This is a genomic window from Amycolatopsis sp. NPDC043889 (assembly GCF_056435645.1).
In genome coordinates this window covers 663945-676370 of sequence record NZ_JBWKEC010000001.1, presented here as the reverse complement: position 1 = coordinate 676370, position 12426 = coordinate 663945, and the positions used below count along the sequence as shown (strand labels likewise).

The window sequence follows — 12426 nt, the reverse complement described above, 5'->3', positions numbered from 1 at the left end:
ATGGCCGACCTCCAGAAACTCACCATCGGCAAGGCGATCAACCTCGGCCTCCGGCGCGCCATGGAAGAGGACCCGAAGGTCCTGATCATGGGTGAAGACGTCGGCAAGCTCGGCGGCGTCTTCCGCATCACCGACGGCCTGCAGAAGGACTTCGGCGAGCAGCGCGTCCTGGACACGCCGCTGGCCGAATCGGGCATTATCGGCACCGCGGTCGGCCTCGCCGTCCGCGGTTTCCGCCCGGTGTGCGAGATCCAGTTCGAAGGCTTCATCTTCCCGGGCTTCGACCAGATCTCCAGCCAGGTCGCGAAGCTGCACTACCGGACGCAGGGCAAGATCAAGATGCCCATCGTGATCCGGGTGCCGTTCGGTGGTGGCATCGGCGCGGTCGAGCACCACTCGGAGTCGCCGGAGTCGCTGTTCGCGCACATCCCCGGCCTGAAGGTCGTGTCGGTTTCGAACGCCGTCGACGCCTACTGGGGCATCCAGCAGGCGATCAAGTCCGACGACCCGATCCTGTTCTTCGAGCCTAAGAAGCTGTACCACTCGGGCGCGATGAAGTCCGAGGTCGACACGGAGGCCACGCCGGACGAGCTGTTCAAGTCCCGCGTCGTCCGCGAGGGCACCACGGCCACCGTCGTCGCGTACGGCCCGTCGGTGAAGGTCGCGCTCGACGCGGCGGCCGCCGCCGAGGACGAGGGCAAATCGCTCGAGGTCATCGATCTGCGGACGCTGTCCCCGCTCGACCTGGAGCCGGTGTTCGAGTCGGTGCGCAAGACCGGGCGGCTCATCGCGCTGAGCGAGGCGCCGTCGGAATCGTCGCTGACCTCGGAGATCGCCGCGCGCGTGCAGCAGGAATGCTTCTATTCGCTGGAAGCCCCCGTGCTGCGGGTGACCGGATTCGACACGCCGTACCCGCCTGCCAAGCTCGAGGAGCACTACCTCCCCGACCTGGACCGGGTGCTGCACACCGTCGACCGTTCACTCGCCTGGTAAGGGGGAAGTTCCTGAAATGCCCGAGTACAAACAATTCCCCCTCGCCGACACGGCCGAAGGGCTGACTGAGGCCGACATCATCGCCTGGCAGGTCAAGCCGGGTGACAAGGTCACGGTGAACCAGATCGTCGTCGAGGTCGAGACCGCGAAGGCCGCCGTCGAACTGCCCATCCCGTGGGCGGGCGTGATCACCGAACTGCTCGTCGAACCGGGCCAGACGGTGGAGGTCGGCGCGCCGATCCTCACCATCGACGTCGACCCGGACGGCAAGGCGGCCCCCGCACCCACCGCCGCCCCCGTGGCGGAAGAGCCGGCGGAAGAGGAGATGAAGCCGCTGGTCGGCTACGGCTCCAAGGCCGTCGTCACGCAACGGCGTGCGCGCAAGGGCGCGGCTCCGGCCGCTCCGGCCGCCGCCCCGGTGGCTGTGGTGCCCGAACCTGCCGCCCCTTCGAAACCGAAGGGCGGATACGTGCCGCTGGCGAAACCGCCGGTGCGCAAGCTCGCCAAGGACCTCGGCGTCGACCTGCACGCGCTCACCGGCACCGCCGAGGGCGGCGTCATCACCCGTGACGACGTGCGGGCGGCCGCCAACGGTTCCGCCGCTCCGGCCGCCGCTGTGTCCAGTGTGGACAGTGGCTACGACCCCGCGACGCGGGAACGCCGGGTGCCGATCAAGGGTGTCCGCAAGGCCACCGCCGCCGCGATGGTGCAGAGCGCCTACACCGCCCCGCACGTCACGGAATTCCTCACCATCGACGTGACGCCGATGATGGAATTCCGGGAGAAGCTCAAGAAGTCGCGCGAGTTCGCCGGGGTCAAGGTCACCCCGCTGACCTTCGCGGCGAAGGCCGTCTGCCTGGCGGCCAAGCGCACTCCGGACGTCAACGCGGTGTGGGACGAGGCCGCGCAGGAGATCGTCTACAAGGACTACGTGCACCTCGGGATCGCCGCGGCCACCCCGCGCGGGCTCGTCGTGCCCAAGGTCCGCGACGCGGATTCGATGTCCCTCAAGGAACTCGCGATCGCGCTCACCGAGCTGACCGACGTCGCCCGCGAGGGCAAGACCACCCCGGCGGCCATGCTCGGCGGCACGATCACCATCACCAACGTCGGCGTCTTCGGCGTCGACACCGGGACGCCGATCATCAACCCCGGCGAGTCCGCGATCCTGTGCCTCGGCGCGATCAAGGACACCCCGTGGGTGGTCGACGGCGAGATCAAGGTGCGCAAGGTGCTCCAGCTTTCGCTGAGCTTCGACCACCGCGTGGTCGACGGGCAGCAGGGCTCGGAGTTCCTGGCCGACGTCGGCGCTCTGCTGGCCGACCCCGCGGTCGCGATCACCTACTGACCCAAAAGTCCGTGAAGGCCCCCTTCACTAATGGCCGGTTTCTGACCTGCGCAAACGCGCCGGAAGGGTCGGTGACCAGCGAAAATCGCTCCTGTTAGTACCGGTCGCTACCGGCCCTTATCGGTGCTCCTGTGTACCCAGCGTGTACCGGTAGACGAGCAGTAGGCCCCCCACCTTTGCCCAGGTGGGGGGCCTTGTTCGTTACCTGCGCAGCGTGGGCACGAGAACGGGGGCATCACGAACGACTTGCGGTCCCCGGTGCTTCGCTTGAACTAGCTCGTCAGGCGGTGCCGGGCATACTGCCTTGCAGCGGTGGCGAGCCTGGTGGCGCCGGGGAACGGAGTTGTCGCGGCTCGGTAGCTCCACAGTCCAGCTACATAACAGGCGAAGGCAGTAACTGCCTTATCCGTCCGCTCGGACCACGACGGCACCGTTGACGCCCACTCCTCAGCCTCGCCCGGCTCATGGCCCGCCGCGATGAGCCGCACGACCAAGAAGGCTGTATCTACCCATGCCGCGCCCGATGCAGGCCGCCCCCAATCGATCACCCGCACGGACGATGAGTCATCGTTGATCATGAACTGGTGCTCGTGGAGATCGGTGTGGAGCAGAGCGGTCCCCTCGATCAGGCTGGGGGTCGCACGGCACCAGTCGGTCAGTTCGTCGGGATTGAATCCCGCGACCTTGTCCGGGGCCTCGGCCGCGAGTTTGGTCCACCAGTCAGTGGACGCCCAGCGCTTGCTGAGGGGCTGCGCTGCTTCGCCGGAAAGCTCGTTGATCCTGGCAACTGTCGTGGCGACGGTCGCGAGGTCATCAGATTCCGGAGACAGGTCGGCGGGACGACCGTTGACGTACTCAAAGCCGACGATAAGCCAGGGAGCCTCCGCGTCGATGTCTTCGCTGAACCGGGTCGCTGGGGCTACTCCGGGAGCGAGTTCTCCGGCCCCGGACTCGTTCCGAAGCCAGCGCATTTGTGGGCTGACTCCTCGGACCCCCTTCAGGAAGATGTCTCCCTGATCACCGCGCAGCATGAGAGCGACATTGCAGTTCTGCCCCTGTTCGATCTCTCGCACGACGGTGACGGAACCAAGGCGCGCCTGGACCGCGCTGTGGATGGTGGCCGGTAGGTCATCCCAGGTGAATCGCTCCATCACGCGGGGACCGTATCAGCGCAAACCTGGTACTGGTGGCATCCTGTGTCGCCGCCGGAGTGCGTACACCCGTCCGTGCACTGGTTGCACTTTGCTGACGCGGTCCACAGCGGAAGATCGACGGCGTACCCGGCATTGCGGAGAGCCTTCATGGTCGCGCTCATCGAATCTTTCGGAGTCTTCGTGATGGGGATGGCCCCGGTGTCGGTGGGCTCGTGGTGGATGAACCGGCCTGCTACGCGGTCGCAGAACGCGGCGTACTCGCGCGTGTAGAGAATGAAGGTGTGCCAGCCGATGTCGACGGTCTCACTCGGAGACAGCGGCTCGGACGCCCCGGAACAGGCTCCGAGATACGCGAGGGCCTGATCCATGATCCGTGCGGCGAACTCGCGCGTCATGTCGTGTTCCTTGGAGATCTTGTTCACGAGCCGGTTGAACAGCTTCTCGGAGACAAGGCCTTGCCCGGTGATTTCTTCCACGGTGATAGTCATTCTCTCTCCTCTTCATGAACCATTTCGTTGCCACGTCAAAGACGTGGAACCCAGCCGACGCACCCGTTCGGGGGGCTGCACGGCTGCGTCGACCGGGCGCCTAGGGTTCGAGCCCTTTAGTCAACTCGGCCGCCCGCTCTGTGAGTTCGTGGCCAAGTTGGGTGTGGGCTTCACCGAGTGTCCGCAGGCTCCGCGCGAATTCCGTTTCGTCGTACTGAATCGACAACAGATGAAGGACGATGTCGCCGTATTCGTGGTTGATCCGAGCAAGCCGAGCGAAAAGCTCTCGATCACGCCTCTCCACGGCGTGCTTCCTGGTTCGCTGCGCGCACTCGGTGGATACAGCCACCGCAGATCTGGTCCGGGGTGGGTCGAACACGATGAAGCGTCACGCTCGCTCGATCATGTTTCAGTGGGTATGCCTGCGATTCCTCGCACCAGGGTGTCAGAAGGGGTGGCCATTCATTTTCAACCTGGACAGTGAGGTAGCTGTGCGCTAGGCCGTCAATAAAGGCATGCCACTCGTACGCAGCCGCACGCGACGCGAACACCCGCTTGGTGAGCCACCGAGGTCTGTCGTCTAGTGCCGTCATCTCCATCCTCCGGCTGCGTAGGTGACCTGTTCCCATCAGGTAGCCTGGTCATCACACGCCGTGATTGGAATAGAGCTGCTGTTTACAAGGGTTTACAGACGTGGTGGATGGGCATGGCTGAGCTAGGGCAGCGGTTGCGGGCGGCACGCGAGGCCGCCGACCTCAGCCTGTCCGCGATGGCCGCCAAGACCAACTACACCAAGCCCTACTTGAGCCTCCTGGAGAACGGCAAACGGACCGTGAGGCCGGAGCATGTGACGGCATATTCACGCGCGCTCAATGTCTCGGCGGAGGCTCTCTACGGCCCGCAACAAGACCCTCTTCGACTGGCACACGAGTGGCTTGTGGCAGACACGCCTGTCACTGTGCACCGAACCTCTGGACGGCGGGTCGGGGAAAGCCTGACTTCCGAGATTGAACGGCGGGTTATCGATCTCCGCTACCTGGACGACACAATCGGCGGAGGAGATCTCATGCCGATCGTTCACCGGGAATTGGCGGATACAATGGAGATCGTGAAATTCGGGAGCTATTCCGAGAACATCGGTAAACGTCTCCTGGTCACGGTTGGCGAACTCTCTCAACTTGTCGGCTGGGTCGCTAGCGACGCAGGGCACTATCAGGAAGCTCAGCGGGTTTACCTGGACGGAGTCTCCGCCGCGCGAGACGCGGACGACCAGGCGCTTGCGGGCCAACTGTTTTCCTCGCTCGCATACCAGATGACAAACGTGGGAAACCCTGTCGATGCGGCCCTGTTAGCGAAGACTGCCGTTAAGGGCGCCGAGCGCGCGACACCCGTTGCCAAGGCATTGCTGCTTGAGCGCGTGGCCTGGGCTGCGGCCAGGTCCAGGGACGCCGAAGCTGCGCGTAGAGCACTGGATGCCGTAGACGACGCCTACGAAGCGCGCTCCACTGGAATCAAAGAACCGGAATGGGTCTACTGGCTGAATCGTGACGAGATCAACGTTATGGCCGGTCGCTGCTACATCGAAATTGGACAGCCTGCGGAGGCTGCTCCACTACTCGCCAAGGCCATCGATGGATACGAAGCCAGTCACGTGCGTGAAATCGCCCTGTATCAAACCTGGCTAGCCGAATCCTACGCTCGCGCGGGCGAACTAGATGCCGCACGTGACGTCATCGAGGATGCCCGAACCACTTCAACTGGAATCAATTCCACCCGCTTGACACGTCGCGTCGAAGAAATTGAGCAGCTTATCAATTGAGGGAATTTTATAGACGCAGCGCGGACTGGTCGCCGTCGTAAAATTGCCGACGATAGCTGGCAACCCCTTCGTGTGCTCGTCAGGCCGAGCCTCACCCACGAACATGATGCACGGCCCTGACCTGGGAAGACGACCTCGCCGGCCGCGGGCCCCTGTCGGCATGTCCCCTTACCGCCCCTGAACTAGTAGGCAGCGTCCAGTCAGGATACGACACATTCAGGAGGTGGCCCCGCAAGAGGGATGTCATGACAGTAATTCTCAGGCCCGCTATCGGGCAGTCCACGGGGCGGCGTAGTCCGCTCGCGGGTAAGTCGAACGGTCGACGTGGTAAGCCCCGCGCGAAGCTCAGCAAGGACGACGTCCGCGCCATTTTGGTCAAGTACTGGGAGGAGTGCCGTTCACTGCCGTCGCTCGCCCGTGAGTACAAGGTGAGCACAACAACGATCTACCGGGCCGTGTATGGCCACACATGGCGGCTGGAGTACTCGCGGTGGCGTCGAGCGATCAAGGCAGAGGGGCGCTCTCTTCCGAAGAGACACGACCCAGACAACCAGCCGAAGCGGTTCACTGATTCGTGCATTGTGGATCTCGCTCGGTTCGAGCTGGCGGCAGACGCGGGAGAGGCAAGCCCTGCGGGGTCGGTAGCTGAGATCGCCGCGCAGCATGGCGTGTCGCGGTCAGCCGCCTACCGAGTCCTGCGGGGAACTCTTCATCGGGAGTGGTTCGACGCGGTGTACGCGGACCTGGAGCGCGGGGGCAGCGGGCACCCCACCGACTGGTGACAGCACGCAGGACAGAGGCATCGTGTTGATTCCACCCGTGTACCTATCAGGTCATATAACCCTCTATCTCTCTCTTCTCTAAGGGTTAGTAGTATTTATAGATACATGGGTGGAATCGACATGCGACACGGGCCGTGCTGCGGGTGGACGCGGGGGGCGGAGTGTCAAAGTGTCGAAATATGGGTGTTTCTAGGTCTTATATAGCTCTCTTCGCTCTAAGGGGAATACAGAAAAGGGCTTGAATCGACACTTCGACACTTCTTGGTGTGGCGTGCGCCACAGGGCGGCGTTTTGCCTGGTCGGATGTCACCCCACCGCCACTGAAGTAAGTAGAGGCCGCGAACATCCCTGGGGCTGCTCATGCTGCGACGTGCGTGCATGACCTGTCCCCGGACGGCCGTTCCCGGTGCCGCTCACTGTGAGCGCTGCGGGGGTGGCCATCGCCGTACGGCTGGTGACCGCGTCCGGCAGGCAGTCCGACGAGCGATGAACCGTGCAGCCGGGCAAGCTGCCGTGACTGCGGTCGCGTGTTCCCTGCGCGCCGGGTTGCGGTCGACCTCCGTCCTAGCCCTGCGGCTTGCAGGTCCCGTGCATCGGCTACCCCAGGCCAAGACTGAAGATGAAAACGCACCTTCAGGCCACTTGCCTAGAGAAGACCGGCCTTACTCGCTGCCACTGCTTGCAGGGGCCGTGTCCCTGAACCGATTTCCATGCTCGTACCTCATTTGGGTAAGAAGCAACGAACACGCTCCGACAAGACCTAACGCATAGCGTTTATGATCAGGCCGGTCCTGAATGCGGTGTGCATCAACATTGCGCAGCGCTTGAGCTATACCCTGCGCGAATAGTTGCCATCCCTGAGTTTCCCCTTCGGTCTTTCCCATTTGAAATTGACCAGCCTTGCCGAATATGGCAACCGCAAGGTCCTTGCCTACTTCGCCGACTGGGCGGCCCGCCCACTTCCTTACCCTGTCCTCGGTAAAGATCACCGCTTGACTAGCAACCTTGCCCCAAGCTCCGGCTTGTATCTCCGGTGCAACATGCTCCCACAGTTCGGGATCAACTCCTGACTCGTCGGCGATCGGCGTGTCGTCTGCCAGCAAATCAAGTTCGGCGATGGCAGCGTCAAGGACACCTTGCGCCTCGGGGATAGTCGCTCGAAAGGTGTTAATGAATGCGGAGTTGTCTCCCATTGTGTACATCGTTGGCGTCCATCGGATGTCTAAGAATGTTTCAGTGATGTGATGGGTTTCGCCTAGGGCACGGTTAAGAACTGACTGAACGCGAAGATTCCAGGAATTGAACTCCGCAGAACTCGTGGAGGTTGGCAGGTGTGAGGCTTCGGTGCGCAGCGCGCGAAGGCGGTCGGCGGCATCGTCGGGTTTCATGCAGACATACTGCACGCGGCCCTGGCGACCTTGCGGAGACGCGCCGGACTCGCGACAGGATAGTCACAGATCCAGCCGACGCGCGGGGGAGGGCGGGCGAAAGTTCAGCGCCCTGCGGCGTCCAGAACACCCCGGCCCCTTTTTGCACACGCGCTGAGTGCGAGTCCGTTTTTTGAAGTGAGTTTTCGCAGGTCCCGCCTTCGTGTTCCGGGAAACCGCTGGTCGTGAATCGTTGTTAAGGGCGTGATTTCGCCATTTAAGCGCTGTGTGAGTCCTGTTAAAGGGGTTTCTGATGTCTGAAGTTCTTTCGTCCGGCAGGGCTTCGCTGGTGCTCCACCGCGTGGGCGATGACTACTACGTCACGGGTACGGACGCTTCCTTACCGAATTTCGTGGCGAACTATGGCGACATCGCGGCCACCATGGGTGGTGATGTCTCGAAGGTGATGGCCCGCACCACGGGCGGGAGTCTGGTGATCAGTGGCGAACGGTTCGCTTTCGAATTGCCCGATACAACAACCGGCCGAGATGTGCGCGAGTTGACGCGACGCGGTGTGATCGGCTCGTCTTCCATCGTTTTCATAGCTGGCCCGCGACCGATTAACCGCCCTGCTCGTCCCGTACGCAATGCTCGTGCGCTTGCTGCTGCTCTTGACTCGAAGGAGACCCCTAACTCAATGGTTATCGACAGCCCGAAGTATTTAACTATTTTCGGCAATCCCATGCACGACTTGCACAAGGCGCGTGCCTACGGTGGCGCCGATGAACTTGCCGCGAGGTCGATTACCGAGATGCCACTGTCCGGGGCAGGCACACCGACCACGCGACCGCTCACGGTGCGGGACTACAACTCGCGGGTGCTGAACGCGGTCACCGCGACATCGTTCGACCGCAGCGGTTTCGTTCGGGTCCCGGCGATTCCCCCAGTGAGCCGGGAGCAGGCAGCGCGCTATGTCCCTGTGGGCGGTGTCTATCCGCTCGCGGATGTAGATCTCAAGGCGCTCATGAAGGAGCGCCGGGCGGAGAAGGTCGGTATTCAACGTCGACTGCCTGAGGACGTTCGCGAGGACTTCGGCCCGGACGTGCTGGCCGCGTTCGAACGCTCCTGCCTCAACGATGTGGGCCGCGCGATGGATGCCGCGTTGCTGCACGGCATCCCCACCGCCTCCGAGCCACACAAGGGCCTGATCGGCAACGGCACCGTGACGCAGGTGGCCACACTTGCCGCGCTCACCTTCACCGAATTGTCCGCCGCGATGGCGCGCGTCGAGGTACTCGGCGAAGCGACCGCACTGCTGGTCTCCTGCGACGTCCGTCACCACCTGCGTGACACGCTTACCCGTGATCAGCGCGAGGAACTGCCTCCGATCGTGCGCATTCACGGCGCCACAGACGGCACGGCCGTGCTCCTGGACGGCACGATGGTAGGCGTAGGTGTGCGACAGGCGCCGGATATCCGCCTCGCCGAGAATGTTCCCGGCGATTTCGAAGAAGACCTTTTCCGGCTAGCCGTGTCCGCGCGGTTCACCGACACCGTTCTTGCCGACAAGTCCGCCGTTCAGGCTGTCCGGGTGACCGCGTGAAATGGCCCGCGCGGTTCTGGCGATGGGGAACGATCACCCCGCCGGAGATCGACCTCACCGACACGGGCATGGCGCCGCGCTCACGACGGCGACTTATCTCCGACGACCTGATCGAGCTTCGCTGCTACGAATGTTCGGCAATGTGGTGCGCCGACCGCCACCGCGACGACGTCGCTGTCTGCGCATCGTGCGAAGCATTCGCCGTCCCCGTTGTCTGGACGGATGACCCAGACATGGGCGCTACACATGATGACGCCGAATACTGGCGAGACAAGATCAGGCGATTCTACGAAGACGTGAAGAAACGGCGGTTACTCGGCGCGGACGTGCTACTGCTACACCGCGACCGCGCTGGAACGGTCGGAAACGCCCGCTTCCGTAAATGAGCACCGAATTTGTCTTGCCCATCGCCGGCCGCGGTGCAAAATTATCCCAATTCTTGGGAAATAAACTCTGCGTATTGAGAAGCCAAATTTCGAGGGTGCGGGTATTGGACGCATGTCGCTCACTGCCAATAGAAAGTTAGCCGTTGCCTATGTGTCATGAGTCAGTTCGACAGGTCAACGAACAGGTGTGACGGGTCAACCTTGAGCGCGTCGGCGATTTTAAAGACCTTATCTATGGAAATGCTGTACCGCCCGGCCTCCACGTGCGCGTAGTAGGACCGGTCCAGGCCCGCCGCTGACGCGACCGCCGTTTGGCTCAAGTCGGCTTCCGTGCGCAGCCGCCGCAGGCGGAGCCCGAACGCCACGCGCCGCTCCGGGGCAGGCTCATCCTCTGCGGTCTTCGGCATGGCCACAAGGTAACGCACCCTCCGGTTGTGGGATATACGCTACAGTCCACGGTGTGGAGTATTTCCCACAACTCGGCAGGTTGAGCACTAGAGGGGCGAACTCATGAGCGTTGAGGACCGGTGGCACCACAAGGGCACCCGCAAGCGCACGGCGGACTACGGCCGGGGTAAGCGGTGGCGCGTGCGGAACAAGGGCGCCCGGACCATGTCCTTTCACAAGAAGAGCGATGCGCAGGCGCACGACGTCAAGGTCAATAACGACTTGCTCAAGGGCCTTGTGCCGTTCGATCCGACGGCCGGGCGTGTCCTGGTCTCGGAGGCGGTCCCCAAGTGGTTGAAAGAGCGCTACTCCGACGTTCAGACCCGTCGTACGGTCGCGTCCCGGTTCAAGAACCACATCTTGCCGACGTTCGGTCACCTGCGGGTCTGTGACATCACCCTGTCGCGGGTCATGGAGTGGTGGGCGGAGATGTGCGAGAAGACGAAGCCCAACGGCGAGCGGTACGCGACCAGCACCCTTGAGCTTGTCTACGTCCATTTCGGGTCGTTCCTGCGGACGGCGGTCAAGGGCGCTACCAAGCTTCTCCCCGTGCACCCCTTCGACGGGTGGGACGTGGAGGTGCCCCGGCGTGACAGGCGCGTCCGGAACATCTGGGAGCAAGAGCGGGTCAACACCGTGCTTGCCGCCATGCCGGAGCGGGAACGGCCCATCGGGCTCGTGTCGGCCACCTGCGGGCATCGGCAGGGCGAAGCGTTCGCCGTCGCGCTAGAAGACGTGAACCGCTTCCGCAAGGAGATCACCATCCGCCACCAGGTGAAGCGCGTCGGCGGGAAGCTCGTCCTAGCCAAGCCCAAGGGCGGCAAGGTCCGCACGGTCCCGCTCGCCGACGTCACCGCGACCGCCATTGCCCAGCACGCGGAGAAGCACGGGACCACCGTGGTCCGGTGCACATGCTGTAACAAGGACTGGCACGTGGTGTTCACCAACGACAAGGGCGGCCTGCTCACGTCGGGCGCGTGGAACCGGGACGTCTGGCACCCCGCGATCCAGGCGGACGGCTTGAAGTCCGGCGGGGCCTACGGGATGCACAACCTTCGCCACTACTACGCGTCGCGGCTCATCGAAGGCGGCCCCGGTCACCGGGGGCGTCCATGGAACAGGTCCGCGACTACATGGGCCACGCTTCGATCGTCACGACGTCCGAGACGTACGGCCACCTGTTCGAGCAGGCTCACGAGCGCGCCCGCTCGCTCATGGATGACCTGTTCTCGGCTGTTGTGTACCCGCTGCGTACCGCCGAAGGCCGGTAGCCGTGTTAGCGCAGGTCAGACGGCTACCGATCTCCGGGGCTACAGAAGGCCTCCTTCCCTACCCTGAGAGTAGGGAAGGAGGCCTTCACGGACTTCAGCCTTAATCGCTTGACGGAGTGAGCGCTCACTCCGCAGACTGGAGGCATGACAGAAACCACCTCCCGGCGGAGAGCGCCGGGGATGAGTGCCGACGAGCGGCGCCGGATGATCGTCCAGTCCGTGCTGCCCCTGCTGGTGGAGCACGGCGCCGGTGTCACGTCGAGCCAGATCGCGCGTGCCGCGGGCATCGGCGAGGGCACGGTCTTCCGCGTGTTCAAGGACAAGGACGAACTGTTCGCCACCTGCTTCGCCGAAGCGCTGAAACCCGACCAGGTACTCGACGCGATCGCGGTCATCGACCTCGACCAGTCCCTCGACGACAGGCTCATCGAGGCGGCCGACGCGCTCAGCGCGCACCTCCAGCGCATGGGCGCCCTCATGGCGGCCATGCACGGCTCCGGCAAGAGGCCGGAACATCGCCACGGCGACCGCAGGGACCGGCGGAAGGAGTCGATGAGCGCCATGCGCGACGCCATGGCCGAGCTGTTCGAACCGGAGAAGGACCGGCTCCGCCTGCCGCCGACGCAGTCCGCGGCGCTTTTCCTGTCGTTGCTGTTCAGCGGCCGGATCCGGTTCAGCGAAACCGGTGACGAGCCCACCACGATGGAGCTCGTCGACGTGTTCCTCAACGGCGCCTTGGCGGCCGCGTGATCGGCCCGCCCGGCGGGG

13 protein-coding genes are annotated in these 12426 nt (G+C 63.6%); 9 read left to right on the top strand and 4 right to left on the bottom strand.

Annotated features, from left to right (window positions below; genetic code table 11):
• Together AC0685_RS03390 and AC0685_RS03385 are read left to right on the top strand one after the other, a co-directional pair.
• Window positions 1-993: an alpha-ketoacid dehydrogenase subunit beta gene (locus AC0685_RS03390; protein WP_340688517.1), complete on the top strand. Its 993-nt coding sequence runs from the start codon at window positions 1-3 to the stop codon at window positions 991-993.
• Window positions 994-1009: 16 nt separating this feature from the next.
• A complete protein-coding gene (locus AC0685_RS03385; RefSeq protein ID WP_478224039.1) occupies window positions 1010-2341 on the top strand; it encodes a dihydrolipoamide acetyltransferase family protein in 1332 nt (443 codons plus the stop codon).
• A gap of 272 nt (window positions 2342-2613) precedes the next feature.
• On the opposite strand, the gene AC0685_RS03380 is transcribed toward AC0685_RS03385, so the two are convergent.
• On the bottom strand, window positions 2614-3492 hold the full coding sequence (locus tag AC0685_RS03380) for a phosphotransferase (RefSeq protein WP_478224454.1): 879 nt from the start codon (window positions 3490-3492) through the stop codon (window positions 2614-2616).
• A complete protein-coding gene (locus AC0685_RS03375; RefSeq protein ID WP_478224037.1) occupies window positions 3492-3971 on the bottom strand; it encodes a glycine-rich domain-containing protein in 480 nt (159 codons plus the stop codon). Before AC0685_RS03375 ends, AC0685_RS03380 begins: the two co-directional genes overlap by 1 nt.
• Window positions 3972-4131: 160 nt before the next feature.
• Here AC0685_RS03375 and AC0685_RS03370 point away from each other — a divergent pair, with 160 nt between their 5' ends.
• The 3 genes from AC0685_RS03370 (at window position 4132) to AC0685_RS03360 (ending at window position 6584) form a co-directional block, all read left to right on the top strand.
• The gene (locus AC0685_RS03370; protein WP_478224036.1) at window positions 4132-4467 is read left to right on the top strand and encodes a hypothetical protein; all 336 of its coding nucleotides are present in this window, start codon (window positions 4132-4134) and stop codon (window positions 4465-4467) included.
• A gap of 222 nt (window positions 4468-4689) precedes the next feature.
• Window positions 4690-5802 carry a helix-turn-helix domain-containing protein gene (locus AC0685_RS03365; protein ID WP_478224035.1) on the top strand — a complete coding sequence of 371 codons (1113 nt, stop codon included), beginning with the start codon at window positions 4690-4692 and terminating at the stop codon, window positions 5800-5802.
• Window positions 5803-6047: 245 nt separating this feature from the next.
• Entirely contained in the window at window positions 6048-6584 is a 537-nt protein-coding gene (locus tag AC0685_RS03360; RefSeq protein WP_478224034.1) for a hypothetical protein, read from the top strand.
• Window positions 6585-7246: 662 nt separating this feature from the next.
• Here AC0685_RS03360 and AC0685_RS03355 read toward each other — a convergent pair.
• Window positions 7247-7972: a TIGR02391 family protein gene (locus tag AC0685_RS03355; protein WP_478224033.1), complete on the bottom strand. Its 726-nt coding sequence runs from the start codon at window positions 7970-7972 to the stop codon at window positions 7247-7249.
• 292 nt (window positions 7973-8264) lie between these two features.
• Here AC0685_RS03355 and AC0685_RS03350 point away from each other — a divergent pair, with 292 nt between their 5' ends.
• Both AC0685_RS03350 and AC0685_RS03345 read left to right on the top strand, forming a co-directional pair.
• Window positions 8265-9554, top strand: a complete 1290-nt coding sequence (locus AC0685_RS03350) for an HK97 family phage prohead protease (protein WP_478224032.1) — start codon at window positions 8265-8267, stop codon at window positions 9552-9554.
• The gene (locus AC0685_RS03345) at window positions 9551-9940 is read left to right on the top strand and encodes a hypothetical protein (protein ID WP_478224031.1); all 390 of its coding nucleotides are present in this window, start codon (window positions 9551-9553) and stop codon (window positions 9938-9940) included. Before AC0685_RS03350 ends, AC0685_RS03345 begins: the two co-directional genes overlap by 4 nt.
• Window positions 9941-10101: 161 nt before the next feature.
• Here AC0685_RS03345 and AC0685_RS03340 read toward each other — a convergent pair whose 3' ends face one another.
• Window positions 10102-10347: a helix-turn-helix domain-containing protein gene (locus tag AC0685_RS03340; RefSeq protein ID WP_414943109.1), complete on the bottom strand. Its 246-nt coding sequence runs from the start codon at window positions 10345-10347 to the stop codon at window positions 10102-10104.
• A 103-nt stretch (window positions 10348-10450) separates the two neighbouring features.
• Between AC0685_RS03340 and AC0685_RS03335 the strand changes: the two genes are divergently transcribed.
• The gene (locus tag AC0685_RS03335) at window positions 10451-11725 is read left to right on the top strand and encodes a tyrosine-type recombinase/integrase (RefSeq protein WP_478224030.1); all 1275 of its coding nucleotides are present in this window, start codon (window positions 10451-10453) and stop codon (window positions 11723-11725) included.
• Window positions 11726-11838: 113 nt separating this feature from the next.
• Complete coding sequence (locus tag AC0685_RS03330; RefSeq protein ID WP_478224453.1) at window positions 11839-12408, top strand: TetR/AcrR family transcriptional regulator; 570 nt, start codon at window positions 11839-11841, stop codon at window positions 12406-12408.
• Window positions 12409-12426: the final 18 nt, after the last annotated feature.

Excerpts from the sequence above, each read along its gene's own strand:
- AC0685_RS03390 (WP_340688517.1), top strand. The coding sequence starts at position 1 with ATGGCCGACCTCCAGAAACTCACCATCGGCAAGGCGATCAACCTCGGC.
- AC0685_RS03380 (WP_478224454.1), bottom strand. The coding sequence starts at position 3,492 with ATGGAGCGATTCACCTGGGATGACCTACCGGCCACCATCCACAGCGCG.
- AC0685_RS03360 (WP_478224034.1), top strand. The coding sequence starts at position 6,048 with ATGACAGTAATTCTCAGGCCCGCTATCGGGCAGTCCACGGGGCGGCGT.
- AC0685_RS03385 (WP_478224039.1), top strand. The coding sequence starts at position 1,010 with ATGCCCGAGTACAAACAATTCCCCCTCGCCGACACGGCCGAAGGGCTG.
- AC0685_RS03355 (WP_478224033.1), bottom strand. The coding sequence starts at position 7,972 with ATGAAACCCGACGATGCCGCCGACCGCCTTCGCGCGCTGCGCACCGAA.
- AC0685_RS03365 (WP_478224035.1), top strand. The coding sequence starts at position 4,690 with ATGGCTGAGCTAGGGCAGCGGTTGCGGGCGGCACGCGAGGCCGCCGAC.
- AC0685_RS03340 (WP_414943109.1), bottom strand. The coding sequence starts at position 10,347 with ATGCCGAAGACCGCAGAGGATGAGCCTGCCCCGGAGCGGCGCGTGGCG.
- AC0685_RS03335 (WP_478224030.1), top strand. The coding sequence starts at position 10,451 with ATGAGCGTTGAGGACCGGTGGCACCACAAGGGCACCCGCAAGCGCACG.
- AC0685_RS03330 (WP_478224453.1), top strand. The coding sequence starts at position 11,839 with ATGAGTGCCGACGAGCGGCGCCGGATGATCGTCCAGTCCGTGCTGCCC.
- AC0685_RS03350 (WP_478224032.1), top strand. The coding sequence starts at position 8,265 with ATGTCTGAAGTTCTTTCGTCCGGCAGGGCTTCGCTGGTGCTCCACCGC.